Below are 26,871 nucleotides of genomic sequence, written 5' to 3'. Positions count from 1 at the left end.
ACCAAGCTCTGCCAAGACATCCCCTGTACCGACACGTGAGGAACAACGACGTGACCGACATCGAGTACCGCATCGAGCACGACACCATGGGCGAGGTGCGCGTGCCCAAGAACGCGCTCTACGCCGCGCAGACCCAGCGCGCGGTGGAGAACTTCCCCATCTCCGGCGACCGGCTCGAGCCCGCGCAGATCGTCGCGCTCGCGCGCATCAAGAAGGCCGCGGCCCTCGCCAACAAGGAGCTCGGCACGCTGGACGGCGCCATCGCCGACGCCATCGCCGGTGCGGCCGACCGCATCATCGCCGGCGAGTTCGCCGACCAGTTCCCGATCGACGTCTACCAGACCGGCAGCGGCACGTCGTCGAACATGAACATGAACGAGGTGCTCGCGACCCTCGCCACGCAGGCGCTCGGCGCGACCGTGCACCCGAACGACCACGTCAACGCGTCCCAGTCGTCCAACGACGTGTTCCCCACCTCGGTGCACATCGCCGTGACGCAGGAGCTCATCGACGACCTCATCCCGGCACTCGACCACCTCGCGGTCGCCCTCGAGGCCAAGGCCGACCTCTGGAAGACCGTCGTGAAGTCGGGCCGCACGCACCTCATGGACGCGACGCCCGTCACCCTCGGCCAGGAGTTCGGCGGCTACGCCCGCCAGATCCGCCTCGGCATCGAGCGCGTGCAGGCTGTCCTCCCCCGCGTCGCAGAGGTCCCACTGGGTGGCACCGCCGTCGGCACCGGCATCAACACCCCGCTCGGCTTCCCGCAGCGGGTCATCGAGCTCATCGTCGCCGACACCGAGCTGCCGATCACCGAGGCCAGGGACCACTTCGAGGCCCAGGCCAACCGCGACGGACTGGTCGAGGCATCCGGTGCTCTCCGCACCATCGCGGTGTCGCTGACCAAGATCAACAACGACCTCCGCTGGATGGGCTCGGGCCCGAACACGGGTCTGGGCGAGCTGCACATCCCCGACCTGCAGCCTGGCTCGTCGATCATGCCCGGCAAGGTCAACCCGGTGATCCCCGAGGCCACGCTCATGGTGTGCGCGCGCGTCATCGGCAACGACGCGACCGTCGCGTGGGCCGGCGCCTCGGGTGCCTTCGAGCTCAACGTCGCCATCCCGATCATGGGCAGCGCGGTGCTCGAGTCGATCGAGCTGCTCGCGAACACCTCGCGCGTCCTCGCCGACAAGACCATCGACGGCCTCGAGGCCAACGTCGAGCGCGCCGCCGCGTACGCCGGCATGTCGCCGTCGATCGTCACGCCGCTCAACAAGCTCATCGGCTACGAGGCCGCCGCCAAGATCGCCAAGCACTCCGTCGCGAAGGGCATCACGGTGCGCGAGGCTGTGATCGACCTCGGCTACGTGGAGCGCGGCGAGCTCACGCTCGAGCAGCTCGACGAGAAGCTCGACCTTCTCTCGATGACGCACCCGGGCTGATCCGCGCACCCGATGCCGCAAGCCGTGCGTCGGCGGGATAATCGGGTCATGGCCCGAACGCCCCGCCCGGTTCCCGCGCGCGTCAGGATCCTCGCCGCGATCCTGGCGGTCGCATGCGTGGGTCTCGCGATCGTGGGCAGCGTCACGTTCCTGGTGCAGCGCGAACAGGCTCTCGGTGGCGTCAACGATCGACTCAAAGCTCAGGTCGCATCGCTCGAGACCGTGGCCGATGGCGACTCCGCGGACGCGACCGACGGCGCGTCCGCGGCGACGGAGGAGCTCGACAAGAGCGACTTCCAGAATGTCGACGACTACCTGAACGCGGTGGTGGCGCGCCTTGTACCGGCGCGCAACGAAGGCTCGCTGGCGCTGATCGACGGCGTACCGAGATGGGTGCCGTCGACACTCACGGGAATCCCCATCTCGAAGAACCAGCAACTCATCGACCGCGTCGTCGGGGAGACAGCGGACGGCACGCCGCACATGGGAACGGCGGTCACCGACCAGGGTTCGCTCCGCTACATCGCGATCCCGGTGACCATGGCGGGCGATCCCCGGCAGGGCATGTACGTCCGCGCCGTCGATCTCGGCGCGGAGCTCCAGCCGGTGACCTTCGCCATGACGACGTACGTCATCGCGGCGGTCGCCGTGCTGTTCGCGATCGGGATCGTGGGGTGGTTCGTCACCGGTCGGCTGCTGTCGCCGATCCGGCGCCTCCGCGAGACGGCCGACGCCATCTCGATCACCGACCTCTCGCACCGGCTCGAGCCCCAGGGCAACGACGACATCGCCGACCTGTCGCGGACGGTCAACTCGATGCTGGACCGCCTCGAGGACTCCGTCGATGTGCAGCGCCAGCTCCTCGACGACGTCCGCCACGAGCTGAAGACGCCCATCACGATCGTGCGGGGCCATCTCGAGCTGATGAATCCGCAGGATGCCGCGGACGTGGCGTCTGCCCGGGACATCGGCATCGCCGAGCTCGACCGGCTCACGCGGCTCGTCGAGGACATCGATCTGCTGGCCACCGCCGAGGCCGACTCCTACAGCCTCGAGACCGTCGACCTCGCCGGGCTCACCGAGCGGGTGGGCGAGCTCGTCGCCGTCATCCCCGGCCACAACTGGACGATCGAGGACCGTGCCGAGGGCGGCACGATCGGCGACCAGGACCGCCTGCTGCAGGCTTGGCTGCAGCTCGCCGACAACGCCGCCAAGTACACCCCGGAGGGCAGCCCCATCGAGATCGGCAGCGCGCACGCCGACGACGGCTCACGACTCTGGGTGCGCGACCACGGCCCTGGCATCCCACCCGGAGCGCGGGCCCGGATCTTCCGCCGATTCGACCGTGCCCACGTGAAGCGCTCGGTGGGCGGGTCGGGTCTCGGCCTCGCCATCGTGGACGCGATCGCGAAGGGTCATGGCGGGCACTGCGTCGTCACCGATACGCCGGGCGGCGGCGCGACATTCACGATCCACCTGCCTCCCACGGAGGCCGAACTGCCGGCACCGGTGCGTGCCGGAGACGTGCTGCAACGGGAGGCCGCCGGATGACCAGGATCCTCATCGTCGAGGATGAACCTCGGATCGCCGCGTTCGTGAGTCGCGGCCTCGAGGCCGCCGGCTACGAGACGCTCGTCTTCGAGGACGGCCCGGAAGGGCTCGAGGCGGCGCTGCGCGGCGATGCCGACCTCGTGCTCCTCGATGTCGGGCTGCCCACGATGGACGGCTTCGAGGTGCTGCGCGAACTGCGGGCCCGCGGTTCCGCGGTGCCCGTGATCATGCTCACCGCCCGATCCAGCACGCGGGACACCGTCACCGGCCTGGACGCCGGCGCCAACGACTACGTGCCGAAGCCGTTCACGTTCGAGGAGCTGCTCGCCCGTGTGCGCTCGCGCCTGCGCGAAAGCGTGCCGCAGCCCGGCGTCGCGGTCTCGCACGGCGACGTCGTGCTCGACATCCTCGCGCGCCGAGCGACCGTCGCGGGCCGCGAGGTCGACCTGTCGGCGCGCGAGTTCTCACTCGCCGAGCAGTTCCTGCGCAACCCCGGCCGTGTGCTCAGCCGGGAGCAGCTGCTCAGCCGGGTGTGGGGGCTCGACTTCGATCCCGGTTCCAACGTGGTCGACGTGTACGTGCGGTACCTGCGCGGCAAACTGGGCGCCGACCACATCGTCACGGTCCGCGGCGCGGGCTACCGCTGGGAGTGAGCCCGTCGGGCACCCCATGACCGGGGTGCCCCGCCGGGCAGGAAGAAGCCCCCGGTGCTGGGGGACACCGGGGGCTGTGAAAGGCCGGACTGGGGGATCCGACCGTTGTCAGTCGCGCTTGTCTGGGGAATTGCGCGACTGGTCTTTCTTCCCGTCGTTGCCGGCGCCGTTGCCGTTTCCGACGTTCGATCCCGCGTGCGCGGGAGGCTTCTGACCGGTCGACTGCTGACCGGACTGCTTCTGCTTCTGGGGCGGCTGCGCGGGGGCTTTCTGCTCCGGGGCCGGAGCCTGGACGATGCCCTGCCGCTGAGTGGTGGATCCGCTCGAATTGTTCGAGTCGCCCGAATTGTTCCCGTCGCCCTGCACGTTCTGGTCGGCGATATCACGCTCCAGACGTGCGATCAGCGCATCGAGCCGACCGTTCGACCAACCATGGGAGGCAGCCCAGCTGCGCAGCGCGTCCCACGTGCCGGCGGCCTTCGCTGCGGCGATGGCGGAGTCGATGTCGCCGGGCGCCGCAGGAGGAGCCGGAGGGGCGGGCGCGGCCACCTCGGGCGCCGCGTTCGCAGGCGTGCGGGTGGTCGTCGACGCGGGCGGCGCGACCTCGACAGGTGCGGGCGCCTGGACCACTTCGGGCTCGGCCGAGGGGATCAGGGCGTCGGGCGTCGCGGCCGGCGCGGGCTGGGGCGTCGCCGACGGGGATGCCGCCGCCGGGACGACGACGCGCTTCGATGCGACGCTCGTGCCAGGGGATTCGGCCAGGGCCGCGGTGTTCGCGAGGGCGACGGCAGTCACGACGGCGACGCTCGCCGCGACAGCGGTCATGCCGCCGATCACGAGCCCCGTGCGTGCGTGCAATTCTCGCCTGCCCTCCGTGTGCGCGGAATCGTTTCCCCTCATCCATGGTGACAGACCGATCGCGCGGTATGCGCCGTGGGCGATGAGACTTTCCTCATGCTCGCACGCCACAGCGGGCCGGGATCCGGCACCCCGACCCGCTGCGTCGTCAGCTGATGACGGCGTCCCTCAGGCGAGCTCTCCGGCCTCCAGGAGGTCGGTGACGAGCGCGGCGATGGCCGAGCGCTCCGACCGCACGAGCGTCACGTGGCCGAACAGCGCGTGACCCTTGAGCGTCTCGATGACCGACGCGACGCCGTCGTGACGACCGACCCGCAGGTTGTCGCGCTGGCCCACGTCGTGGGTCAGGACGACGCGCGAGTTCTGCCCGATGCGGCTGAGCACCGTCAGCAGCACGTTGCGCTCGAGCGACTGCGCCTCGTCGACGATCACAAACGCGTCGTGCAGCGAACGGCCGCGGATGTGCGTCAGCGGCAGCACCTCGAGAAGGCCCCTTTCGACCACCTCGTCGAGCACGTTCGTCGAGACCACGGAGCCGAGCGTGTCGAAGACCGCCTGGCCCCACGGGTTCATCTTCTCCTGCTGGTCCCCCGGCAGGTAGCCGAGCTCCTGCCCGCCGACGGCGAACAGGGGCCGGAACACGATGATCTTGCGCTGCTGCTGTCGTTCGAGCACCGCCTCCAGGGCCGCGCACAGGGCGAGAGCCGACTTGCCGGTGCCGGCCCGGCCGCCCAGCGACACGATGCCGACCTCGGGATCGAGCAGCAGGTCGATGGCGATCCGCTGCTCGGCCGACCGCCCATGCAGGCCGAAGACCTCGCGGTCGCCGCGCACCAGGCGGTACTCGCCGTCACCGACGACGCGACCCAGGGCCGAGCCCCGCTCGGAGTGGATGATCAGGCCCGTGTTCACCGGGAGCCCCTGCACATCCTCGCTGGAGGCGACTTCGCTCTCGTACAGGTCGCTGATGTCGTCGCCCGAGACGTCGAGCTCGGAGATGCCGGTCCAGCCGGAGTCGACCGCCTGCTCCGCGAGGTACTCCTCCGCCGTGATGCCGAGCGACGCCGCCTTGACCCGCATCGGCAGGTCCTTCGAGACGACGGTGACCTCCTGCCCGTCCTGGGCGAGGTTCATCGCGATGGCGAGGATCCGGCTGTCGTTGTCGCCGAGCCGCATCCCCGAGGGGAGGACCGTCGCGTCGGTGTTGTTCAGTTCGACGCGAAGCGTGCCGCCCTCACCGACCGGAACGGGGAAATCGAGGCGCCCGTGCTCGACGCGGAGCTCGTCGAGATGGCGCAGTGCCTGCCGGGCGAAGTAGCCGATCTCGGGGTCATGCCGCTTGCCTTCCAGCTCCGTGATCACCACGACGGGGATCACGACGCTGTGCTCGGCGAAACGGAAGAACGCCCGCGGATCGCTCAGCAGCACCGACGTGTCGAGTACATAGGTGCGCAGATCCTGATCGGAATCGGCGACCCGCTCGAGGTCCTGACTGCGCTGCTCGTGTGGTGCTCGTGTGGTCACAACCCACTCCCGCCCCGGGTGGTTCACCCGGCAGTCACGAGTCGACCATGGGTCACGAGTCGCGATCCGGAAGGCCGACTCGACCGGGCTCCTTGCCCGATGCGCTCACGCTACGACCGCGCCGCGTCGTCGGACGCGCTCGACACGCACGATTTCGTGACATGTCGGTGAACGGATGCTGCACGGGCAGCATCCTCGGTCACCAGACGCGCGCCGACGAGAAGGCGGCGAGCGCGTCGCCGAACAGCCGCAGCGTGTCGGCACCGGTGCCGACGTGCGGGGCGACCCGGATGCGGCCGGCGCGCGTCGTGACGGTGAGGCCGTGGTTCGCCAGGGAGGCGGCGAGGGGCGCCGCGTCCTGCGGGGCGGGCTCCAGGGTCACGATGCCCGCGCGGCGCTCCGGCTCCCTGGGGGTGACCACCGGCACCTCGTAGCGATCCGCGAAGAAGATGACGTCGGTCGCCCGCGCGGCCAGCACCGATTCGATGTCGGCCACGCCCACATCGACCACTTCGCGGAGGGCCGTCGCCAGGCGCGCGGCGGCGAGCGTGTCGACGCCGGCGACCGAGAAGGCCCGTGCTGATGCGGCGGGCACGGGCACGGTGTCCACCGGCAGGTCGCCCTCCACGCCCTGGAAGCCCGACAGGACGGGCGCGATGCGCTCGAGCGCGCGATCACCGAACCACGCGAATCCTGTTCCTCGGCCGGCGCGGAGCCACTTGTAGCCGTTGCCACACACGACGTCCGCCGCGAGGTAGTCGGCCTCGACCGCACCGAATCCCTGGATGGCATCGACGATGAGCAGGCGATCACCGATCACCTCGCGGATCGCCGACAGATCGGTGCGGTACCCCGTGCGGAAGTCGACGAGGCTGACCGCGACCGCACGAGTGTCGTCGGAGAGGGCGGAGCGGATCGCGTCGGGTGTCATGAACCCGTCGGCCGGCTCGACCCACTGCAGCTGCACCGAGCCGAACGCCTCCGACGCGCGGGTCGCCGCCACGGTCATGCTCGGGAACTCGCCGCGGCCGAGCATGAGGCCGCCCGCCAGTCCGTAGATGGCGTGCATGAGGCCGTACGTCGTGGACGGCTGCAGCACCACGTGCGAGGCATCCGTGCCGATCAGCTCCGCGACCAGCTCACGGGCCTCTCGCTCGTGGTCGGCCACGAGTTCGATGCTCGTCCGCCGGCCCGAGCCGAGCAGCTCGGTGTCCCCCTGCGCCTCGCTGCGGACCCCAGGCGAGAGCGGCCCGAACGCCGCCCAGTCCAGATACCCCGGTTCCCCATCGAACGACGCCAGATATGAATCCAGATCCGTCACGCGGATCATTCTGGCAGAGGTGGGATCACCGGTGTGAGCGGCCGATCAGCCGCCGTATCGACGGTCGCGCGAGGCGAAGTCGCGGATGGCGCGGAGGAAGTCCACCTCGCGCAGATCCGGGCCGAGCGCCTCGACGAAATAGAACTCCGAGTGGGCCGACTGCCACAGGAGGAAATCACTCAGCCGCTGCTCCCCCGACGTGCGGATGACGAGGTCGGGATCGGGCTGTCCGCCGGTGTAGAGATGCTCGCCGATCTGCTCGGGCGTGAGGCTCGCCGCCAGCTCCTCGAGTGACCCCCCGCGCTCATCGTGCTGGGCGATGATGCTGCGCACGGCGTCGACGATCTCGCCCCTGCCGCCGTAGCCGACCGCGAGGTTGACGTGCATCCCCGCATTGTCCTGGGTGCGGGTCTCGACGTCGGCGAGCACGCGTCTGAGGTCGTCCGGCAGGGCGTCCGCCCGGCCCACGTGCTTCACCCGCCAGTCGCGCTCGTGCGAGAGCTCGTCGGCGAGTTCGGCGATGATCTCGATGAGGTCGGAGAGCTCCCGCGAATCGCGCTTGCGCAGGTTGTCGTTGGACAGCAGGTACAGCGACACGACGCGGATGCCGACGTCGTCGCACCAGCGGAGGAATTCCTTCATCTTGGCCGCACCCGCGCGGTGGCCGTGCGCGGCGGAGTCGTAGCCGAGCTGCTTGGCCCACCGGCGGTTCCCGTCGATCATCATCGCGAGGTGGCGGGGAACCGATGCCGGGTCCAGACGTCGGCGCAGGCGGTTTATATAGAGCCGATAGAGGGGCCCCCTGCCCTCGTTCGTCTCGCCGCGCGCCACATCCCTACGCTACCTCTCGCGCGACCCCGCCCCTAGCGCGGGACTGAGTGTCACCATTCGCGGTACTCAGTATGTTCCCCTCGGGGCATGCGCGCACCTCTACGCTTAGGACATGAGCCGCCGTCGCAGTCTTCCCCGGGCCCCCGAAGTCCCCGTGCTGCCGCTGATGGACGCCGCGGCGGTCGACGCCGCGACGCCCGACCTCAAGCCGACGTGGCGCGGCTGGATCCACGCGGCGACCTTCCCCGTCGCGATCGCGGCCGGCATCGTGCTGATCGCGCTCGCACAGGGCGCGCCCGCGAAGTGGGCGTCGGCGGTGTTCATGGCCACCTCGCTGCTGCTCTTCGGCAATTCCGCGCTGTACCACCGGTTCAACTGGAAGCCGAAGACCAAGGCGATCCTCAAGCGCATCGACCACGCCAACATCCTGCTGCTGATCGCGGGCACCTACACTCCGATCGCAGTGCTCGCACTGCCGCCGCAACAGGGGGCGTTGCTGCTGGTCCTCGTCTGGAGCGGCGCACTGCTCGGCATCCTGTTCCGCGTGTTCTGGATCAACGCGCCGCGCTGGCTGTACGTCGCCCTCTACCTCCTGCTGGGATGGGCGGCCGTCATGTACATCGTCCCGCTGTTCCAGGCCAGCGCGGCCATGATGGTCCTCGTCGCCATCGGCGGCCTGCTCTACACCGGCGGCGCCGTCGTCTACGCGCTCAAGCGCCCCAACCCGTGGCCGGGCCACTTCGGCTTCCACGAGATCTTCCACGTCTGCACGGTGCTGGCATTCCTCTGCCACTGGACGGCGTGCCTCATCATCGCGCTGCACCCGTACTCCCCGTCGCTGGGACTCGCAGGCTGACCACCAGACGGTCCCCACGCCCCTCCACGCAACGCTGACATGTTGCGCGGAGCCTCCGGCGCGCGGGCCCAGCTGCGGGCCGCAGCATCCGTCACCGTCGCAGTTCGGGGCGGCTCAGCCCTTGGGCGGCGCCGTGGCGTCACCGCGCTCGTCGCCGGCCGCCGGGTCGATGCTCTGGTCGTCGACCTCGGTCGCCTCCGTGGCGCGCGCCGCCTGCTCCTCGGCGTCGAGCTGCTCCTGGATGTCGGCGCGCACGCGACCCCGGCGGATGCGCCGCATCATGTCCCAGATCAGGAAGATCACGGCGATCGCGATGAGCGCGGTGAAGAGGAATCCCACGACTCCGGGGCTCACGAGGTTCGGATCGACCGCGGGCGTGGGAGTCGGCGTCGGAGTCGTCGCTGCGGAAAGGAGTGCGACGATCGCGTGCTGCATGGGGTCCTCGCTCTGCCCGCGGGGCGGGCGGTGTCGTCGGGGGTGCGCGCGAGCGCATAGCCTGGAGTTCCAGCCTAATCTTCCGATCCGGCCCGACGAGCCCCAAGGAGCGGCGTGACCACGCAGGACATGCTCGACGAGCGCTACGGCCGCCGCCGCTCCCCCGCACGCGCGTGGATCATCGGCGCCGGCATCGTCATCGCGGTCGCCGTCGTCGGACTCTTCGGCTGGTCCACCGTGCGGGGGTCCCTCAACTCCGTCGACTCGGACACGACATCGTTCGACGTCGTCGACGAGCACTCCGTGTCCCTCGGATTCCAGATCAGCAGTCCCCCCGGCGCCGCGGTCGCGTGCGCGATCGAGGCGCAGGACCAGGAGCACGGCGTGGTGGGCTGGCGGGTCGTCGAGCTGCCGGCATCCGAGCTCCACGCGCGCGCCTTCCGCGAGACGATCCCGACGACCGCGCTCGCCACCACCGGGTTCGTGAATTCGTGCTGGGTGCTGCCCGGGTGAGTTTGTCCGAACAGACGCCGTGACGTATTCTGGCGGGACATCAGCAGAATCGCGCCCTGGCCGTGAGCCGGGGCGTTCGGTTTATGCCCGCACCGCTTCGGTCGGCCGCGGGCCCAACGAAGGAGTCAGCCGTGTCCACCGACGCCCCCGTGACCTTCCTCACCCAGGACGCCTACGATCGCCTGGCCGCCGAGCTCGAGCACCTCTCGACCACCGGCCGCGAGGAGATCGCCAAGCGCATCGAGGCCGCGCGCGAAGAAGGCGACCTCAAGGAGAACGGCGGCTACCACGCCGCCAAGGACGAGCAGGGCAAGCAGGAAGCCCGCATCCGCACGCTTCAGCACCTCCTCAAGACCGCGACGGTCAGCGAGGCGCCGGAGAGCAACGGCGTCGTCGAGCCCGGCACCGTCATCACCGCGATCGTGGCGGGCGGGGAAGAGGTCTTCCTGCTCGGCAACCGCGAGATCGCGGTCGGCTCCGAGCTCGACGTGTACAGCGAGGCCTCGCCCCTGGGCGTCGCGATCCTCGGCCGCAAGGAGGGCGAGAAGACCTCGTACACCGCCCCCAACGGCCGTGAGATCGCCGTCGAGATCGTCAAGGTCGAGACCTACAACGGGCAGTGACCCGAAGCCGCCTCAGGGATCCCTCTGAGGCCGCCGGGCGCGGCCTCGCTCGCCTAGTCCGGGACGACCGTGGGCGCGTAGCCCGCATCCTCGAGCACCGAGATGACGTGCGCGCGGTGCTCCTCACCGCGCGTCTCGACGCTCAGCTGCAGGATCACCTCGCTGATCTGGATACCCTGCCCGTGGCGGGTGTGCAGCACCTCGATGACGTTCGCCCCGGCGATCGCCAGCAGCTCCGACACGCGCGCGAGCTGTCCAGGACGATCCGGCAACGGGATGCGCAGCGTCATGTACCGACCGGATGCCGCGAGCCCGTGCGCGACGACGCGCTGCAGCAGCAGCGGGTCGATGTTGCCACCCGAGAGCACCGTGACGGTCGGGCCGGTCGCGACGACCTTGCCCGCCAGGATCGCCGCGACGCCTACCGCGCCCGCGGGCTCGACGACCTGCTTGGCTCGTTCGAGCAGCACGAGCAGCGCGCGGGCGATGTCGTCCTCGGTCACCGTCACGACCTCGTCGACGAGATCGCGGATGATCTCGAACGGCAGGTCCCCCGGACGGGCGACCGCGATGCCGTCCGCGATCGTGGGCGAGGTCGGGACCTCGAGCGGATGCCCCGCCTCGAGCGACGCCGGATACGCGGCGGAGTTCTCCGCCTGCACGCCGATCACCCGCACCGTGCGGCCCTCCGCTGCGGCGCGCGCCTTCACTGCGGCGGCGACGCCGGCGACGAGTCCTCCCCCGCCGATCCCCAGCACGACCGTGTCGAGGTCGGGCAGCTCATCCATGAGCTCGAGGCCCAGGGTGCCCTGCCCGGCGATGACGTCGTGGTGGTCGAACGGGTGGATGAAGACGGCCCCCGTGCGCTCGGCGAACTCCGCCGCGAGGCGCAGCGGCGTCTCGACGGTGGCACCCTCGAGGACGACGTCGGCGCCGTACCCTCGCGTGGCGAGGAGCTTCGGCACCGGCACGCCGAGCGGCATGAAGATGGTCGCGTGGATGCCGAGCGCCTTCGCCGCGAGCGCCACGCCCTGCGCGTGGTTGCCGGCCGAGGCGGCGACGACGCCGCGGGCGCGCTCCTCGGCGGTCAGCCGCGAGAGGCGATAGGTCGCGCCGCGGATCTTGAACGACCCGGTGCGCTGCAGGTTCTCGAGCTTGAGGTGCACCGGCACGCCCAGGACGTCCGACAGGTGCTGCGAGGCGTCGAGCGGGGTGTGCGAGATGACGCCCTCGAGGGTGGCCGCGGCATCCTCGAAGTCCGCGAGCGTCGGGACGGCCGAGGCGAGTGCCGCCGGGGTGGCCGCGGTCTCGGCGGCCTGATCGGCGGATGACATGGCGGTGGTCACGAACGGACTCTCCTCTGCCGGGGGACGGTGCTCCAGATGAGATCCCCGGTGGGTCTGGCGCCGGTCTCCCACGCGCGTTCGGCAAGGTAGACCGCCACGACGTTCACGAACGCGGCGAGCGGCACGGCGAAGAGGGCTCCCGGGATGCCGGCGATCATGGCACCGCCCGCGACCACGAGCACCACCGCGAGCGGGTGGACCTTGACGGCGGAGCCCATGAGGAGCGGCTGGAGCACGTGGCCTTCGAGCTGCTGCACGCCGAGGACGACCACGAGCATCCACAGCGCGATCCACGGACCGTTGTAGACGAGAGCGAGGAAGACGGCGACCGTTCCGGTGACCACGGCGCCGACGATCGGGACGAACGCGCCGAGGAACACGAGCACGGCCACGGGGATCGCCAGGGGCACGCCGAGGAGCGCGGCGCCCAGACCGATGCCGACGGCGTCGATGGTCGCGACGAGCAGCTGCGTGCGCGCGTAGTTGACGACGGTGATCCATCCGGCGCGGCCGGCGCCGTCGGCGGCGGGTCGCGCCTTCTTGGGGAACAGCCGCAGGGTCCAGCGCCAGATGCCTGCGCCGTCGGCGAGCAGGCACAGCAGGATGAAGAACGCCAGCACGGCGCCCGTCACGACGTGGCCGATCGTGGAGCCGATGGCGAGTGCGCCCGACCACAGCAGCTCGGCCTGCTGCTGGAGGAACGTCCAGCCCTGCGCGAGCAGGTCGTCGATCTGGTCCTCGCTCAAGTGGAGCGGGCCGTCGATGAGGTACTGCCGGAACTGCTCGACCGCGGCGACGGTGCTCGCCTGCACCGAGTCCCACTGCTGCATGATCTGCCAGACCACGAGCCACAGCAGCCCGGTCACGATCGCGACGGTGCCCACCACGGAGATGACGATCGCCAGCCAGCGCGGCACGCGGCGGCGCAGCATCCAGGCGAAGGCGGGCCATAGCAGGGCGGTGATGAGGATGGCGATGAGGAGCGGGATCACCAGCAGCTTCAGCTGGATGACGAGCCACACGCCGACGCCGATCGCCGCGGCGACGACGATCAGGCGCCACGAGTAGGCCGTCGCCAGGCGGAGGCCGCGCGGCACCGCGGCGGACGTCTCGGTGGAGACGACCCTGCTTCGGTCGCGGACGGCGTCGAAGATGGAGCCGCGGGGCTTGTCGTCGGAGCCGCTCATTGAGCCAGTCTAGGCGCGTCGCATTCCGCGCCGGTCATGAACGGCGGGCGGCGCGATGTCTGGGCCCCGGGCTACGCTGGCGCGCGTGAAGTCCTCACTCAGCGCTGCAGAGGCGCGCCGCGTGGCTCTCGCCGCCCAGGGATTCGGGCGGCCCCGGCCCACCGCCGCCGGCACCCGGCAGCTGAACGGTGCGCTGGCACGCATGGCGACGCTGCAGATCGACTCGGTCAACGTCTTCGCCCGCTCCCACTACATGCCGCTGTTCTCGCGTGTCGGCCCCTATGACACGGCCGCGCTCGACCGCCTGCTGTTCGCGCGGCGCTCACCCTACGTCGAGTACTGGGCCCACGTCGCGGCCTTCATCCCCGCGGAAGACTGGGGACTGTTCGATTTCCGCATGCAGGCCATGCGTGCGAAGTACGGCAGCAAGCCCGGCGGCTGGTTCGACGCGAACCGCGACATCGTGGACTGGGTGCGTGCCGAGCTCGCCGATCGCGGCCCGCTGCGCCCGGCTCAGATCGAGCACGACGCCAAAGAGAGTGCACGGGGTCCCTGGTGGGACTGGGACGTCGTCAAGCAGGCTCTCGAGCACCTGTGGATGTTCGGCGAGGTGGCTATCGCCGGCCGCCGCGGCTTCGAGCGACGGTACGGCCTGGCCGAGCAGGTGATCCCCCGCCATGTGCTCGAGGCACCGGTCCCCCGGGACGAGGCCGTGCGTGAGCTCACGCGTCGCGCGGCGCGCGCCTACGGCGTTGCCACCGCCGCCGACATCGCCGACTACTGGCGCATCGCCGACCGCAAGGCCGTCACAGCCGCCCTGGATGACCTCGTCGACGCCGGCGAGCTGCACCCGATCACCGTCGAAGGGTGGACGACCGCCGGTCGCCCGGCCAGAGCGTGGCTGCACGCCGACGCCGTGGTGCCGCGCAAGATCGACGCCGCCGCGATCCTGACCCCGTTCGACCCCGTCGTGTGGTTCCGCGATCGTGCTGAGCGGCTCTTCGACTTCGAGTACCGCATCGAGATCTACACCCCCGCGCCGCGCCGCCGGTTCGGCTACTACTCGCTGCCCGTCCTCATCGGCGACGACATCGTCGGCCGCGTCGACCTGAAGGCCGACCGCGCCGCCTCGAGACTGCTCGTGCAGTCCGCGTGGTGGGAGCACGGCACCCCCGCCGATGCTGCGCCTCGCCTCGCAGACGAACTCCGCCTCGCCGCATCCTGGCAAGGACTCGAGTCCCTCTCCGTCTCCCGCTGGGGCGATGCCACCGACGACCTCGCCCGGGTCCTGCCCGAGGCGACGCGCCACGAGGCGGGTCCGGCCGAGCCGGTGCCGCTCGCCGCGGACGAGCCCGGGGCAGACGCGCGCGACCTCGATGTCGAGGAGCTCGCGGGCTGATCCGTCAAGCCCGCGCGGGGTTCAGGCGCCCGGCCCGACCATTTCGAGCCCGAGCCAGCGGGCGAGGTCCTGGATCTCGGCGTCCACGGACTCTCTGACCTGTTCGGTGAACGGCTCGTCCTCATGCACGGCATGCACGCGGAGCAGGCCCGCCTTGCGGTCGGATTTGGCGTCGAGCTTTCCGACGAAGCGGTCGCCGTGAAGGATCGGCAGCGCGAAGTAGCCCCACCGCCGCTTCGCCGCCGGCTTGTACATCTCCAGCAGGTACTCGTAGCCGAAGAGCTCCTCGAGCCGGCGCCGATCGAACACGAGGCGGTCGAACGGCGACAGCAGGGCGGTGCGACCTGCGAACCGGTCTGCGGCGGCCAGGGCGTCGGCGTCCACGCGCCAGACCCCGTCGACCCCGTCGACGATGGCCGCTTCGCCGATCTCACCGACGTCGATCGGTTCGAACGGCTGGGCGATTCCCTTCACCCGCGCGATCCCGAGCGACGCGAGCCGACGCTCCGCGCGCTCGCGGCCGGCGTCCTCGTCGGTCAGCTGTGGCACATCTCGCGGGTAGACGCGGTCGGCGACATCGAACAGGCGGCCACCGGCATCCCGCGACGACACGGCCACATCGCCGCACAGCACGAGCATCTCGAGAAGCTGCATCGAGTTGCGGTTGTTCGTCCAGCCGGACGAACGCCACGACACCTGCGCGGCATCGGGGATGTCGGCCGCCCGCAGCGGACCCTCGGCACGCAGCCGCGCGAGGACCTCACGCCGGAACACCTCGTTCGCCGCGAGCCACTCCCGCGCCTGCGCGGATTCGGGTCGACGTCGCATCTCGGGGATGAGAAGGGCGAGGTCGGTCATGGCGCGGTAGAACCCGCCCCACTCGAACACCGCGCGGTCCTCTTCGAACAGGCGCGACAGGTCGGCCGGCTGGTACGGCCACCCGAGCCTGCTCCACAGGATGAGGTCGGCACTGGGCGCGATCGCCGCGGTCGGCTCGATGTTCACCACCGTGAGCGCGTCGATGGTCTCGACGATGCCGGCCGGCCTCTCAGCCGTGAGCAGCTGTCCCCGCAATGCGATGCGCCGCGCCTGCTCGCGGCTCAGCCGATGGACCATGTCCTGACGCTATCGCCGGCGTCCGACGTGAGCCGCGTCAGAACTGGACGCGCGGGGGCTCCGAGATCGCGGCACCGTCGATCACTTCGAAGAACTCGCGCTCGTGGAAGCCCAGGTTGCGCGCGAACAGGTTGTTCGGGAAGACCTTGATCTTCGTGTTGAGCTCGCGGACGCCGCCGTTGTAGAACCGGCGCGAGGCCTGGATCTTGTCTTCCGTGTCGACGATCGACTGCTGGAGCTGCAGGAAGTTCTGGCTCGCCTGCAGCTGCGGATAGGCCTCGGCCACGGCGAACAGCGACTTCAACGCCTGCTGCAGGTGTCCCTCGGCGACGCCTGCCTCAGCCGGACCCGACGCCGACAGCGTCTCGGCACGCGCCCGCGTCACGTTCTCGAACACCGCCTTCTCGTGCGCGGCGTAGCCCTTCACCGCCTCGATGAGGTTCGGCAGCAGATCCGCACGACGCTTGAGCTGCACCGTGATGTCGCTCCATGCCTCATCCACCCGCACATTCAGCTGGACGAGCGAGTTGTACGTAGCCCAGAGATAGATGCCGATGATGACGACGAGCGCCACCACGATGAGGACCGGGATCAGCCATTCCATTGCCGAGGCTCCGTTCGATAGTGCCCTCATCCTACCGACGCGAAACCCCCTCGCATGTGGGGTTATCCCCGACTCTCAGCCGTTACCCACCGAGCACGCGATCGAGGTACGGGTTGCGGAACAGCCGCTGCGGGTCGAGACGGTCGCGCAGGGCGACGAAGTCGTCGAATCGGGGGTAGCGCGACCGCAGCGTGTCGGCGCCGAGGGTGTGCATCTTGCCCCAGTGCGGCCGACCGTCGAAGCCGAGCATGATCTCCTCGACCGCCTCGAAGTACTCGGTCGGGTCCTCGCGCCAGTAGCGGTGGACTGCGATGTACCCGGAGTCGCGTCCGTGAGCCGTCGACAGCCAGCGGTCGTCGGCGGCCGCGACCCGCACCTCGATCGGGAACCCGATCCGCCAGCCGCGGTCATCGATGAGCGCGCGCATCGCCTCGAACGCGGGGCGCAGGTTCTCGACCGGCACCGCGTACTCCATCTCGCGGAACCGCACGGACCGGTTCGTCGCGAAGACGCGGGCCGAGGCATCCGTGAACTCCCGATTCCCCCAGATCTTCGCCGACAGCCGGTTGATCGGCGGCACGAGCGCCGGGATCGCCGCGCCGGCCGCGCACGCGACCTGATGGACACCCGTGCCGACGAGGGTGTCGTCGATCCATTTGCCCACGGCGGGGAGAGGATGCCGCGGCGCGCTCTCGGGAAGCCGCGTGTTGGTCTTGGTCATCGCGCGGTCGGTGTGCGGGAACCAGTAGAACTCGAAGTGGTCGGCCGCCGCCGCGCGCTCGTCGAGGGCGCCGAGGACCTCCTGGAGGTCCTCGGACTGCTCGACCGCGTGCAGCACGAAAGCGGGCACACATTGGATCGTGACCTCGACGAGGATGCCGAGGGCGCCGAGCCCGAGGGCCACCGCCGGCACGAGCTCGGGGTTCTCGTCCTCGCTCACGGTGAACAGCTCGCCGGAGGCCGTCACGAGGGTGGCGCCGACGACCTGGCCCGCGATGCCGGTGAAACGCTCCCCCGTGCCGTGCGTACCGGTCGAGATCGCCCCCGCGATCGACTGGCGGTCGATGTCGCCGAGGTTCTCCATCGCGAGGCCGAACGGCGCGAGCAGCGACGGGACCTCGTGCAGGCGCGTGCCCGCCAGAAGAGTCACCCGTGCACGGTCGACGTCGACCGAGACGAGCCCGCTGAGATCGCGGAGCTCGAGGAGCGCGCCCGGGGCCACCGCGATGCCGGTGAAGCTGTGGCCGGCGCCGACCGCCTTGATCGGCATGTGCTGCGCCGCCGCCGCGACGACGGCGCGCTGCACCGCCGCGACGGTGCGGGGGAACTCCAGGCGCTGCGGCCGCACCGACTCCGTGCGGCCCCAGTTGCGCCACACTCCTCCGGGACGGGTCACAGGAACGCCTTACCCTCGCCGCGGTAGGTCGCCACCTCCCCCACCCTGGTGTCGCCGTCGACGAGGTGGTACCGATCCACGCGCTCCGCGAGCTCGCCGCTCTTGGAATGGCGGAACCAGACACGGTCGCCCACCCGGAGATCGTGCGCCGCGTCGCCGCGCAGCGGCGTCTGCACCTCGCCGGCGCCCTCGCGGGGCGCCATGCGCAGGCCGCCGGGCCACACCGCCCGGGGCTGACGCGACTCGAGTGCCGGTCCGGAGGCGATCCATCCGCCCCCGAGCACGGTCGCGACGTCGGGGGCGGGCTTGCGCACCACCTCGAGCGCGAACGCCGCGGCCGGCGCGGGGTCGAATGCGCGGTAGCCGTCGAACAGGTGGCCGGCGAGCAGGCCGCTACCGGCGGTGACCTCGGTGACGGCCTGATCGGATGCCGTGAGCTCGAGGGATCCGGTCCCGCCGCCGTTGACGAACTCGAGCGGGGCGATGTCGCGCAGCGACGCGACAATGGCGCCGCGGCGATCCAGGAGTTCGGCGGCCGAGCGGCGCTGCATCCAGCGGATCACGGCGTCGCCGGATCCGGTGGCATCGCCCTGACCGGCGATCTGGGCCTCGTACATCATGAGGCCCACGAGGCGGAATCCGGGGCGGGCGGCGATCGACCGTGCAAGCGCGGCCACCTCCGCCGCCTCGTGCACAGGCGAGCGGAGCACGCCGATGTGCCCGAGGGCCGGCGCGCGCCAGGAGGCGTCCGCGTCGATCGCCACGCGGATCTCGGGCCGCGCACCGGGCGCGGCGACGGCGTCGACGAGGTCGAGCTGCGCCAGGTCGTCGACCATCAGCGTGATGCGCGATGCCGCGGTCTCGTCGGCGGTCAGTGCGGCGATCGCGGCACGGTCGGCCGTCGGGTAGCCGAGCACGATGTCGTCCATCGTCTCGGCAAGCCACAGCGCCTCGGGAAGGGTGAACGCGAGGATGCCCTGGTAGCCGGGCAGGGCCAGGACGGCGTCCAGCACCTCGCGCACGCGGACCGATTTGCTGGCGACGCGGATCGGCACACCGCCGGCCCGCACCACGAGGTCGAGCGCGTTGTACCGCAGCGCCTCGGCGTTGATGGCGGCCACGGGGCCGCTCACGCCCGCCACGGCATGGCTCATGGCGTCCCAGTAGGACGCGGGGTGGTCCCACGGCTTCGTCGCCGTGGGCGTGGACAGAAGATCGAGACTCATACGGCTCGCTTCGGGTGCGTGCGCATCGCCCCAGCCTAGAGCGCTGGGAGCGGTTCCGATGACCGGCTGTGGAAGGTCGCCTGCACCCGCTCGCGCCGAGGCGATCCGGCAGTCAGTCGTTCGCCCTCGCGGCGCGCTCCTGCTCGACCTCGTCCTCGGCACCGTAGACCGCGATCGGCGGGGCACCCATGAACAGCGCGGTGAACTTCCACCACCAGCCGTTCTTCGGGGTGCTCGGCGCGGCTTCGCCCTGCCGGTCCGTGCTGTGCTCGTTCATGCCGGGACCCTTTCGCGGTTTTGCCCAGGTTAGCGGGCCTTCTCGGTGAACGCGAGGGGCGGGCGGGAGTACCCCCGGTGGGATTCGAACCCACACTTGGGCGAGTTTAAGTCGCCTGCCTCTGCCGTTGGGCTACGGGGGCGGGTCGCGTGCCGCCGGGAACGCGAATGCCGCAGGCTCATCTTCTCAGACGAGCCTGCGGCATCCGGCGTTCGACGTCAGTTCGCGGCGACCTTCTCGGCGTCGGCCGCGGCCTTCGCCGGAGCCTTGCGCGCGGGCGCCTTCTTGGCCGGCGCGGCTGCCGGAGCAGCCTTGTCGGCGGGCGCCTCGACCGGCTGCGGCGGGCGCGGGCGCGCTGCGAACTCTTCGAAGACGTACCGCGGGTTCTGGACGGTCGACAGGTTCACCATGTCGCGGCCCAGCCAGAAGTTGTTCCACCAGCCCCACAGCACGCGCCACTTGCGCTCCCACGAGGGCATCGCCAGGCCGTGGTAGCCGCGGTGGGCGAGCCACGCGATCCAGCCCTTGAGGGCGATGTTGCCGGACTGGAACACACCGACCCAGAGGCCGAGGCCCGCGACGGCACCCAGGTTCTTGTGGATGTACTGACGGGGCACCTCGCCGCGCAGCACGGCGACGAGGTTCTTCGCGAGGAGCTTCGCCTGACGCACGGCGTGCTGGGCGTTGGGCACGCAGTAGCCGCCCACGCCGCCGCCCGTGAGGTCGGGCACGGCCGAGACGTCGCCGGCGGCCCAGGCGCCCTCGACGACCTCGTCCTCGGTGCCGACACGGAGGTCGGCGCGGGTGCGGATGCGACCGCGCTCCTCGACGGGCAGATCGCCGCCGCGCACCACGGTCGGGTTCGCCATGACGCCGGCGGTCCAGATGATGAGGTCGCTCGGGATGGTCTCACCGGTCGACAGCTCGATGTTGCCGCCGACGGCGCCGGTCACCTGCGTGTCGAGGTGCACCGAGGCGCCGCGCTTCGCGAGGTTCTTGAGCACCCACTCGCTCGTCTTCAGCGACACCTCGGGCATGATGCGCCCCATGGCCTCGATGAGGTGGAAGTGCGTGTCGTCGAAGGTCAGCTGCGGGTAGCTCTTGACCAGCGAGGAGGCGAGCGAGCGGAGCTCGGCGAACACCTCGATGCCCGCGAAGCCGCCGCCGACCACGACGACCGTCAGCAGACGGTCGCGCTCGGGACCGGCGGGCAGGGTCGACGCCTTGTCGAAGTTCGACATCAGCTTGTCGCGGATCGCGACGGCCTCTTCGATCGTCTTCAGGCCGATCGCGTTGTCGGCGATGCCGGGGATCGGGAAGGTGCGCGAGACGGCGCCCGCGGTGACGACGATCTGGTCGTACTCGAGCTCGTACGGCTCGCCCGCGATCGGAGTGATCGTGGCGACCTTGTTCGCGTGGTTGATGCCGGTCACCTTGGCGGCCACGACGTTCGTCTTCTTGAGGTGACGGCGCAGCGCGACGACCGAGTGGCGGGCCTCGATCGAGCCGGCGGCGACCTCGGGGAGGAACGGCTGGTACGTCATGTAGGGCAGCGGGTCGACGATCGTCACGTCCGCTTCACCCTTGCGCAGATGCTTCTCGAGCTTCCAGGCCGTGTAGAAGCCTGCGTATCCGCCACCGACGATGAGGATCTTGGGCACGGTGTTGGTCACGGTTTGGAGTACTCCTCCTGTGTCAGCGGCTCGGCGCGCGGGACGCCAATCGGATGCGTCGGACAGCAGCGGTGACGCCGAGCGCCACCAGTATAGCCGTCGCAGTGACCAGCAGGAGCGGGAGGGTGCCGTAGATGACGGTGTCCCGATCCGGAAGAAGCGGCGATGCGGCGCGCGTCGCGGGATCGGCGTCCGGCAGCGGCGGAACCTCCACGGGTGCGGTCGGCTCCTCCGGCAGCGGCGCGACCGGCGCCCGGCGGTACAGGCGCACCCAGTCTTCGAGACTGCCCATGGGGTTGGCGGTGACGCTCGGGATGCTCGCGGTGACGGCGGCCGCGGCATCCACCAGTCCATAGCCGTAGAGGACGTCCGGCACGTCCTTCGCGCCCGCTGCGGGGCGAGCCGTCTTGATGATGCGGTTGATCACGTTGTTCGCGTCGAGTTCGGGGTGCGCCGCCCGCACGAGCGCGGCGATCCCGGCGACGATGGGGGCCGCGCCGCTGGTGCCGTCCCACGAGACGAGCGTCGAGTCGGCGGAGACCCCGATGAGCTCCTCGCTCGGCGCCGTGACCCCGATCGTGATGCCCTGCGTCGACGCCTCGACGCTGGCCTTGCCCGATCGGTCGACGCCGCCCACCGTCAGCACCCCCGGGATCGTCGCGGGTGCGCCGACGCGCGTCGTGCCGCTCCCCCGGTTTCCCGCGGCGACGACGATGACGACGTCGTGCTCGAAGGCATACAGGAAGGCGTCGTCCCAGCTCTCCGGCCAGTCCGGCACGTTCGTCGTCAGCGACATGTTGATGACGTCCGCGCCGTTGTCGACCGACCAGCGGATCGCGTCGGCGATCTGGTCGGAGAAGGGCCGCGGCGCCGAAGAGCCGAACGCGACCGACACCGACAGCAGCTGCGCCTCGGGCGCGACGCCGATCATTCCGCTGTCCGGGCCGGTGCCCCTGCCCGCGGCGAGCGAGGCGACCCAGCTGCCGTGGTCCTTGTCGACGGCGCCGACGGGCGTGCGCCCGTCGGGTGAGCCGGCGCCCGAGACATCCGTTCCCCCGGCGACCGCACCGTCGAACGCGACGGGTCCGCGGCCGATCCCGGTGTCGATGACCGCGATCTTCACGCCGGCGCCGCGCGTGGTCTCCCATGCCTTCTCGACGCCGTAGTCGGTGAGCCAGTACTCGGCGCTGCGCACCGGGTCGTCGGCAGGAGACGCCTGCGCGGCCGCGGGGCCCGCCACGACGAGAGTCGTCGCGACGGCGGCCGCGGCGACGGCCGCGAGCAGGCGCCGGATCATCCGCCCGATCCCGGCTGCGCGCAGACGCAGCGCTCGGGCGACCATGAGGACATGGCCAGTGCGCGGTCGCCGATCGGGTTGACGCCCGGGCCGGCGGCGAGGGCATGGCCGGCGAGCGCGTGCAGGCACTTCACACGCGTCGGCATGCCGCCGGCGGAGATCCCGGCGATCTCGTCGACCTCACCGAACTCGGCGCGGTCCCGCAGGTAGGCCTCGTGCGCACGCAGGTAAGCGGCGGCGACCTCCTCGTCGGCGAGCTCGTCCTGAAGCTCCCGCATGACGTGGTCGGCTTCGAGGCCCGACATCGCGGCGGTCGCGGCGGGGTGGGTGAGGTAGTAGAACGTCGGGAACGGCGTGCCGTCGGGAAGGCGCGGCGACGTCGCCACCACCGTGGGGTTGCCGCACACGCAACGCGCGGCGATGCCGACGACGCCGCGCGCGGGACGACCGAGCTGTTCCTGGAGCACGGCGAGGTCGGCGTCGCTGACAGAGGGGTACGGCGGGGTCGTCACAGAGGTGCTCCTTGGTCGGGCCCAGGCTACCGGCGCCACCTGGGACGGTCCTGGGCCACGCGGCGGACGAACGCGCCGCCGTCATCCCGGCGGCCGGCGTCGCTCACGGCGTCGGGGTGGTCGAGGGTTCGGGGTCGGGTACGCCCACGGTCACGGGCGCCACGGTCTGCGCGAGACCGGCCTCGGTGACCGAACGCACCAGCTTCGCCATCCAGTCCGCATCGGCGGCCCGGAGCTCGTCGCTCACCGGATCCTGCTCCTGCGGCGCGAGCTCGGGCGGCAGATCGTCATCGACGAGGTACACCACCTCGCCGGGCTTCACGTAGTACAGCCGCTCGCGCGCCTGCGTGGTGATGTACGCGGGGTCCTGCCAGCGGTCGCGCTGCGATTCGAGTTCGGCGACGTCGTCGCGGCTGACCTGCACCGCCGACTCGAGCGCGGCGACCTGCTGGCGCTGGTCGACGTAGGTGCCGATCGTGGGCACGAGCACGAAGGCCGCGAGGACGACCAGGCCCATCATGATGACCATGAAGCCGGAGAGACGGATGCCTCCGAGCCATGCCCGCACGTCGACCGGGCGACGTGCGCTCACAGGGCGGCGACGAGGCGCACCGGCACCGCCGCCTGTCGCCGGGGTACGAGAAGGGGGAGCCGTCGTCTTGGCCACGGCTCCCCCTCCTGTTACGGCGTACTCAGTGCATCAGCCCTTGAAACGGGGGAACGCTCCGCGGCCCGCGAACACCGCGGCCTCGCCGAGCTCCTCTTCGATGCGCAGAAGCTGATTGTATTTCGCGACGCGCTCGCTGCGGGCGGGCGCGCCGGTCTTGATCTGACCCGCGTTGACCGCGACCGCGAGGTCGGCGATGGTGGTGTCCTCGGTCTCGCCCGAACGGTGCGACAGCATCGAGCGGTAGCCGTTCTGGGTGGCGAGGGCGATCGCGTCGAGCGTCTCCGACAGCGTGCCGATCTGGTTCACCTTCACCAGCAGCGCGTTGCCGACGCCGAGGTCGATGCCGCGCTGCAGGCGCTCGGGGTTGGTGACGAACAGGTCGTCGCCGACGAGCTGGACCTTCTTGCCGATCTTGTCGGTGAGGTCCTTCCACGCGTCCCAGTCGTCCTCGGCGAGGGCGTCCTCGATCGTGACGACGGGGTAGTTCGCCACGAGATCGGCGTAGTAGTCGGTCAGCTGCTCGGCCGACCAGGCCTTGCCCTCGACGGTGTACACGCCGTCCTTGAAGAACTCGGTCGCCGCGACGTCGAGGCCGACGCCGATGTCCGTGCCCGGGGTGAACCCTGCCTTCTCGATCGCCTTGATGAGGAAGTCGAGGCCCTCGCGGTTGCTGGGCAGGTCGGGAGCGAATCCGCCCTCGTCGCCGAGCCCGGTCGAGAAGCCCGCGGCCTTGAGCTCGCCCTTGAGGACGTGGTAGACCTCGGTGCCCCAGCGCAGCGACTCGGCGTACGTGTCGGCGCCGATCGGGGCGAGGAAGTACTCCTGGAAGTCGATGCCGTTGTCGGCGTGCTCGCCGCCGTTGATGACGTTGAACAGCGGCACGGGCAGGACGTGCGCGTTCGGGCCGCCCAGGTAGCGGAACAGCGGCAGGTCGGCCGAGTCGGCGGCGGCCTTGGCGACCGCGAGCGAGACGCCGAGGATGGCGTTCGCACCGGTGCGCGACTTGTTCTCGGTGCCGTCGGTGGCGATGAGGATCTCGTCGACGAGACGCTGCTCGCTCGCCTCGACGCCCTCGATCGCGGGGCCGAGCTCGTCGATGACGGCCGCGACCGCCTTCAGCACGCCCTTGCCGCCGTAGCGGCTCTTGTCGCCGTCGCGCAGCTCGTACGCCTCGAAAGCGCCGGTCGACGCGCCGGAGGGGACGGCGGCGCGCTGGACGATCCCGTCGTCGAGCAGCACCTCCACCTCGACGGTCGGGTTTCCGCGCGAGTCGAGGATCTCACGGGCGCCTACAGCCTCGATCTGTGCCACAGGGGGTCTCCTTGCTTGGTGGAGGGTGGTTCGTCGGAGCGTCGTCGGTCCGCCCAAGAGTCTAGTGATGACGGATGCCGCGGCCGGAAGAATCCGTCATACGACGAGTGCGATCGCGATCCCGTCGTAGCCCTTGGCGTCGAGCGTCTGGATGGCGGTCGCGTCGAACCGCGGGTCGCGGCCGAGCATCTCGAGCCCGCGCTGCACCCCGATTATCTGGGGATTCTCGGTCGCGGGGTTGGCGACCTCACCACCGCGGACGGTGTTGTCGACCATCACGACGGTGCCAGGTCGCCCGAGCCGGGCGGCCCAGTCGAGGTAGATCGTGTTGGACTCCTTGTCGGCGTCGATGAAGACGAGGTCGAACGGCTCGCCTCCCTCGAGCGTCGGCAGCACGTCGGCGCCGCGGCCCAGCCGGATCTCGACCTTGTCGCCTACCCCGGCGCGGTCGACGTTCGCGCGGGCGAGCTCCGCGTTGAGGGGCTCGGCCTCGATCGTGACGACCCGGCCGTCGGTGGGGATGCCGCGCGCGAGCCAGATCGTCGAGTATGCGCCGAGGGTGCCGATCTCGAGCACGCGACGGGCACCCGACATGCGCGCGAGCAGGTGGATGAACTTCCCGTTGACCGGCGCGACCTCGATCGCCGGGAGGCCCGCGTCGTTCTGGTCGGCGACCGCCTGATCGAGGCCCGGATCGTGCCCGACCAGCAGCTCGGTGAGGTACGCGTCGACGCGACGCCAGGTGTCAGGGGTGGGATCGGCCATGCCCCTCAGCCAATCCGGCCACCCGCCGGGCGTCAAGACCTGGTGGCTGCCCGCGCGACGAGTGCCTCGAGGAGCGCCGCCGCCGTGCCGGCGTCGTCGACGGTCACGACGAACCGCTTGCCGCTGCGACGGAGCAGCTCGATGGCCTCCCCCGTGCGCAGCACGACGCCGAATCGGCGCCCGGTGCTGAGGCGGAGCCCCCAGCCGCCGAACTCCCCCATCGGGTTCACCTCCACGCGCGCCGCCGAGACGACGTCGGTGAGCGGCACGTGGAACCGCGGGATGCCCAGCACCGAGTCGACGTGCAGGCCGGTGTCATCGACCCTGACGTGGAACGCGAGCGTCGTCGCGGCGAACGCGAGGAGCAGGAGCGCGATGCCTGCGAGGAGCCAGGTGAGCAGCGGCTCGGCCCCCGTCAGCCAGGCGACGGCAGCCGCGACGGCGACGACGAGCACGGCGGCGACGATGGCGATCGCTCCTCCCGTGTTCATCGCGGTGGCCCGCACCCACACCGCCCGCTCGCTGGGCGAGAGCGCGAGCGGCGTCGCCGGCGAGGCCGCGGCATCCGTCGCCTCCTGCGCGGGCTGGACGTACCACGCGCCGATGCCGGCCGCCGCGGCCACTGCCACCGATGCCACCAGCGCGCCCCACACGGTCGGCGCATCGGCACCGCTGTCGAGGCCGGCCTGCATCGCGTACGTGAGTGTGAAGAGCGCCGTCGTCAGTGCCGACGTCGCCGCCGCCGTCGCCCCCATGAGGCGATACGTCTCGCCGCGCTCGCCACGACGCAACCCCGGCAGCGTGGTCAGCGCGATCAGCAGCGGGATGCCGAGCCCGAACGCGACGGTCATCAGCGGCTGCGTCCACGCGGGGGCGAAGCCATCGGCCCCGGCGGCATTCCAGTGGATCGCGACCGTCGACGGCACGTGTGGCAGCAGCACGAGCTGCACTGCGACGCCGATGGCGACGAGCACGACGGGCAGCCACACCGCCACCAGCACGAAGCGGCGGACGACCGGGTCGGAGGGGTCAGCGGGCGTTGCGTTCGTCATGGGCGGCGATCTCCTTCACGAGGGCGGCGAGTGCGTCGGACGGGAGCCCCGCCGCACGCGCCCGCGCGACGAGGTCGTGGATGTCGTGGTGGAGGGACTCGAGGGTCGCCGCCTGCGCGGTGACCACCGCACCGCGTCCTCTCCGCAACTCGACGAGCCCCTCGTCGCGGAGGTCCTGATAGGCGTGCAGCACCGTGTGGACGTTGACGCCGAGTGCGGCCGCGATCTCACGGGCCGCGGGAAGGCGATCACCCGGCTGCACGCGGCCGGCCGCGGCATCCGCTCGCACGGACGCGGCGATCTGCGCGAACAGCGGCGCATCGCTCTCTGGATCGATCCTCACCAACACGCATTAATTCTATGACAACTAGAACAACTTCGGACCGAATTGTGGAGATCGACCAATCGAATGCGGCACGCGGGGCGCGGT

At 70.7% G+C, this 26,871-nt stretch carries 27 protein-coding genes and 1 tRNA gene; 7 read left to right on the top strand and 21 right to left on the bottom strand.

Annotation, left to right across the window (positions count from 1 at the left end):
- The first annotated feature begins 50 nt into the window (after positions 1-50).
- The 3 genes from ACFC1K_RS18335 to ACFC1K_RS18325 are packed head-to-tail and all read left to right on the top strand — an operon-like array spanning position 51 to position 3,649.
- Positions 51-1,445, top strand: a complete 1,395-nt coding sequence (locus ACFC1K_RS18335; protein WP_375872710.1) for a class II fumarate hydratase — start codon at positions 51-53, stop codon at positions 1,443-1,445.
- Between the two features lie 48 nt (positions 1,446-1,493).
- Positions 1,494-2,996, top strand: coding sequence for an ATP-binding protein (locus ACFC1K_RS18330; protein WP_375872709.1), 1,503 nt, complete (start codon positions 1,494-1,496; stop codon positions 2,994-2,996).
- Positions 2,993-3,649 carry a response regulator transcription factor gene (locus tag ACFC1K_RS18325; RefSeq protein WP_310291980.1) on the top strand — a complete coding sequence of 219 codons (657 nt, stop codon included), beginning with the start codon at positions 2,993-2,995 and terminating at the stop codon, positions 3,647-3,649. The genes ACFC1K_RS18330 and ACFC1K_RS18325 overlap by 4 nt, the downstream gene beginning before the upstream one ends.
- 108 nt (positions 3,650-3,757) lie before the next feature.
- Here ACFC1K_RS18325 and ACFC1K_RS18320 read toward each other — a convergent pair whose 3' ends face one another.
- The 4 genes from ACFC1K_RS18320 to ACFC1K_RS18305 form a co-directional block, all read right to left on the bottom strand.
- Entirely contained in the window at positions 3,758-4,507 is a 750-nt protein-coding gene (locus tag ACFC1K_RS18320; RefSeq protein ID WP_375872708.1) for a hypothetical protein, read from the bottom strand.
- A 168-nt stretch (positions 4,508-4,675) separates the two neighbouring features.
- The gene (locus ACFC1K_RS18315; RefSeq protein ID WP_310291985.1) at positions 4,676-6,031 is read right to left on the bottom strand and encodes a PhoH family protein; all 1,356 of its coding nucleotides are present in this window, start codon (positions 6,029-6,031) and stop codon (positions 4,676-4,678) included.
- Positions 6,032-6,230: 199 nt separating this feature from the next.
- Positions 6,231-7,361 (bottom strand): aminotransferase class V-fold PLP-dependent enzyme, encoded by a 1,131-nt coding sequence (locus ACFC1K_RS18310; RefSeq protein ID WP_375872707.1) that lies wholly within the window; start codon positions 7,359-7,361, stop codon positions 6,231-6,233.
- A gap of 36 nt (positions 7,362-7,397) precedes the next feature.
- On the bottom strand, positions 7,398-8,183 hold the full coding sequence (locus ACFC1K_RS18305; protein WP_375872706.1) for an isoprenyl transferase: 786 nt from the start codon (positions 8,181-8,183) through the stop codon (positions 7,398-7,400).
- Positions 8,184-8,295: 112 nt separating this feature from the next.
- Here ACFC1K_RS18305 and ACFC1K_RS18300 point away from each other — a divergent pair, with 112 nt between their 5' ends.
- Positions 8,296-9,039, top strand: a complete 744-nt coding sequence (locus tag ACFC1K_RS18300) for a hemolysin III family protein (protein WP_375872705.1) — start codon at positions 8,296-8,298, stop codon at positions 9,037-9,039.
- Between the two features lie 114 nt (positions 9,040-9,153).
- On the opposite strand, the gene ACFC1K_RS18295 is transcribed toward ACFC1K_RS18300, so the two are convergent.
- A complete protein-coding gene (locus tag ACFC1K_RS18295) occupies positions 9,154-9,474 on the bottom strand; it encodes a hypothetical protein (protein WP_375872704.1) in 321 nt (106 codons plus the stop codon).
- A gap of 114 nt (positions 9,475-9,588) precedes the next feature.
- On the opposite strand from ACFC1K_RS18295, the gene ACFC1K_RS18290 reads away from it, so the two are divergent.
- Positions 9,589-9,987, top strand: coding sequence for a DUF4307 domain-containing protein (locus ACFC1K_RS18290; protein ID WP_375872703.1), 399 nt, complete (start codon positions 9,589-9,591; stop codon positions 9,985-9,987).
- Positions 9,988-10,118: 131 nt separating this feature from the next.
- Positions 10,119-10,610, top strand: a complete 492-nt coding sequence (gene greA, locus ACFC1K_RS18285; protein ID WP_045296735.1) for a transcription elongation factor GreA — start codon at positions 10,119-10,121, stop codon at positions 10,608-10,610.
- Between the two features lie 53 nt (positions 10,611-10,663).
- Here greA and ilvA read toward each other — a convergent pair whose 3' ends face one another.
- Entirely contained in the window at positions 10,664-11,944 is a 1,281-nt protein-coding gene (ilvA, locus tag ACFC1K_RS18280; RefSeq protein ID WP_375872758.1) for a threonine ammonia-lyase, read from the bottom strand.
- Between the two features lie 8 nt (positions 11,945-11,952).
- Positions 11,953-13,143, bottom strand: coding sequence for an AI-2E family transporter (locus ACFC1K_RS18275; protein ID WP_310291992.1), 1,191 nt, complete (start codon positions 13,141-13,143; stop codon positions 11,953-11,955).
- Positions 13,144-13,228: 85 nt separating this feature from the next.
- Here ACFC1K_RS18275 and ACFC1K_RS18270 point away from each other — a divergent pair, with 85 nt between their 5' ends.
- Positions 13,229-14,542, top strand: a complete 1,314-nt coding sequence (locus ACFC1K_RS18270) for a winged helix-turn-helix domain-containing protein (RefSeq protein ID WP_375872702.1) — start codon at positions 13,229-13,231, stop codon at positions 14,540-14,542.
- Positions 14,543-14,563: 21 nt separating this feature from the next.
- Here the strand turns inward: ACFC1K_RS18270 and ACFC1K_RS18265 are convergent, their stop codons facing one another.
- From ACFC1K_RS18265 to ACFC1K_RS18200, 14 genes are all read right to left on the bottom strand, one after another.
- Positions 14,564-15,658: a DNA glycosylase AlkZ-like family protein gene (locus ACFC1K_RS18265; RefSeq protein WP_375872701.1), complete on the bottom strand. Its 1,095-nt coding sequence runs from the start codon at positions 15,656-15,658 to the stop codon at positions 14,564-14,566.
- 37 nt (positions 15,659-15,695) lie between these two features.
- Positions 15,696-16,262 (bottom strand): LemA family protein, encoded by a 567-nt coding sequence (locus ACFC1K_RS18260; protein ID WP_310291997.1) that lies wholly within the window; start codon positions 16,260-16,262, stop codon positions 15,696-15,698.
- An 82-nt stretch (positions 16,263-16,344) separates the two neighbouring features.
- Positions 16,345-17,658 carry a D-arabinono-1,4-lactone oxidase gene (locus tag ACFC1K_RS18255; RefSeq protein WP_375872700.1) on the bottom strand — a complete coding sequence of 438 codons (1,314 nt, stop codon included), beginning with the start codon at positions 17,656-17,658 and terminating at the stop codon, positions 16,345-16,347.
- Positions 17,655-18,884 carry an alanine racemase gene (locus tag ACFC1K_RS18250; protein WP_375872699.1) on the bottom strand — a complete coding sequence of 410 codons (1,230 nt, stop codon included), beginning with the start codon at positions 18,882-18,884 and terminating at the stop codon, positions 17,655-17,657. The genes ACFC1K_RS18255 and ACFC1K_RS18250 overlap by 4 nt, the downstream gene beginning before the upstream one ends.
- Positions 18,885-18,996: 112 nt before the next feature.
- Positions 18,997-19,161, bottom strand: a complete 165-nt coding sequence (locus ACFC1K_RS18245; RefSeq protein ID WP_310292002.1) for a hypothetical protein — start codon at positions 19,159-19,161, stop codon at positions 18,997-18,999.
- 69 nt (positions 19,162-19,230) lie between these two features.
- Positions 19,231-19,303: transfer RNA gene (locus tag ACFC1K_RS18240), tRNA-Leu, on the bottom strand.
- A 76-nt stretch (positions 19,304-19,379) separates the two neighbouring features.
- Positions 19,380-20,822: an NAD(P)/FAD-dependent oxidoreductase gene (locus ACFC1K_RS18235; RefSeq protein ID WP_375872757.1), complete on the bottom strand. Its 1,443-nt coding sequence runs from the start codon at positions 20,820-20,822 to the stop codon at positions 19,380-19,382.
- Between the two features lie 34 nt (positions 20,823-20,856).
- Positions 20,857-22,131 (bottom strand): S8 family serine peptidase, encoded by a 1,275-nt coding sequence (locus ACFC1K_RS18230; RefSeq protein ID WP_375872698.1) that lies wholly within the window; start codon positions 22,129-22,131, stop codon positions 20,857-20,859.
- Positions 22,128-22,643: a DUF501 domain-containing protein gene (locus ACFC1K_RS18225; RefSeq protein ID WP_375872697.1), complete on the bottom strand. Its 516-nt coding sequence runs from the start codon at positions 22,641-22,643 to the stop codon at positions 22,128-22,130. Before ACFC1K_RS18225 ends, ACFC1K_RS18230 begins: the two co-directional genes overlap by 4 nt.
- Before the next feature lie 103 nt (positions 22,644-22,746).
- Complete coding sequence (locus ACFC1K_RS18220; protein WP_375872696.1) at positions 22,747-23,235, bottom strand: septum formation initiator family protein; 489 nt, start codon at positions 23,233-23,235, stop codon at positions 22,747-22,749.
- 108 nt (positions 23,236-23,343) lie between these two features.
- Positions 23,344-24,624 (bottom strand): phosphopyruvate hydratase, encoded by a 1,281-nt coding sequence (eno, locus tag ACFC1K_RS18215; protein ID WP_375872695.1) that lies wholly within the window; start codon positions 24,622-24,624, stop codon positions 23,344-23,346.
- 96 nt (positions 24,625-24,720) lie between these two features.
- Positions 24,721-25,389 (bottom strand): O-methyltransferase, encoded by a 669-nt coding sequence (locus ACFC1K_RS18210; RefSeq protein ID WP_375872694.1) that lies wholly within the window; start codon positions 25,387-25,389, stop codon positions 24,721-24,723.
- Positions 25,390-25,421: 32 nt separating this feature from the next.
- A complete protein-coding gene (locus tag ACFC1K_RS18205) occupies positions 25,422-26,441 on the bottom strand; it encodes a DUF1648 domain-containing protein (protein WP_375872693.1) in 1,020 nt (339 codons plus the stop codon).
- Complete coding sequence (locus ACFC1K_RS18200) at positions 26,419-26,790, bottom strand: GntR family transcriptional regulator (protein WP_310292009.1); 372 nt, start codon at positions 26,788-26,790, stop codon at positions 26,419-26,421. The genes ACFC1K_RS18205 and ACFC1K_RS18200 overlap by 23 nt, the downstream gene beginning before the upstream one ends.
- Between the last annotated feature and the right edge of the window lie 81 nt (positions 26,791-26,871).

It is taken from the genome of Microbacterium sp. NPDC056057 (assembly GCF_042266945.1).
Lineage (GTDB): Bacteria > Actinomycetota > Actinomycetes > Actinomycetales > Microbacteriaceae > Microbacterium > Microbacterium trichothecenolyticum_C.
The sequence above is the reverse complement of the archived record's forward strand: the minus strand, read 5'-3'. Positions and strand labels throughout refer to the sequence as shown.

What these genes read in the sequence shown, in the direction of transcription:
- ACFC1K_RS18330 (WP_375872709.1), top strand. Translation starts at nt 1,494, where the DNA reads ATGGCCCGAACGCCCCGCCCGGTTCCCGCGCGCGTCAGGATCCTCGCC.
- ACFC1K_RS18325 (WP_310291980.1), top strand. Translation starts at nt 2,993, where the DNA reads ATGACCAGGATCCTCATCGTCGAGGATGAACCTCGGATCGCCGCGTTC.
- ACFC1K_RS18310 (WP_375872707.1), bottom strand. Translation starts at nt 7,361, where the DNA reads ATGATCCGCGTGACGGATCTGGATTCATATCTGGCGTCGTTCGATGGG.
- ACFC1K_RS18300 (WP_375872705.1), top strand. Translation starts at nt 8,296, where the DNA reads ATGAGCCGCCGTCGCAGTCTTCCCCGGGCCCCCGAAGTCCCCGTGCTG.
- ACFC1K_RS18295 (WP_375872704.1), bottom strand. Translation starts at nt 9,474, where the DNA reads ATGCAGCACGCGATCGTCGCACTCCTTTCCGCAGCGACGACTCCGACG.
- ilvA (WP_375872758.1), bottom strand. Translation starts at nt 11,944, where the DNA reads ATGTCATCCGCCGATCAGGCCGCCGAGACCGCGGCCACCCCGGCGGCA.
- ACFC1K_RS18275 (WP_310291992.1), bottom strand. Translation starts at nt 13,143, where the DNA reads ATGAGCGGCTCCGACGACAAGCCCCGCGGCTCCATCTTCGACGCCGTC.
- ACFC1K_RS18265 (WP_375872701.1), bottom strand. Translation starts at nt 15,658, where the DNA reads ATGGTCCATCGGCTGAGCCGCGAGCAGGCGCGGCGCATCGCATTGCGG.
- ACFC1K_RS18260 (WP_310291997.1), bottom strand. Translation starts at nt 16,262, where the DNA reads ATGGAATGGCTGATCCCGGTCCTCATCGTGGTGGCGCTCGTCGTCATC.
- ACFC1K_RS18250 (WP_375872699.1), bottom strand. Translation starts at nt 18,884, where the DNA reads ATGAGTCTCGATCTTCTGTCCACGCCCACGGCGACGAAGCCGTGGGAC.
- ACFC1K_RS18245 (WP_310292002.1), bottom strand. Translation starts at nt 19,161, where the DNA reads ATGAACGAGCACAGCACGGACCGGCAGGGCGAAGCCGCGCCGAGCACC.
- ACFC1K_RS18230 (WP_375872698.1), bottom strand. Translation starts at nt 22,131, where the DNA reads ATGATCCGGCGCCTGCTCGCGGCCGTCGCCGCGGCCGCCGTCGCGACG.
- ACFC1K_RS18210 (WP_375872694.1), bottom strand. Translation starts at nt 25,389, where the DNA reads ATGGCCGATCCCACCCCTGACACCTGGCGTCGCGTCGACGCGTACCTC.
- ACFC1K_RS18205 (WP_375872693.1), bottom strand. Translation starts at nt 26,441, where the DNA reads ATGACGAACGCAACGCCCGCTGACCCCTCCGACCCGGTCGTCCGCCGC.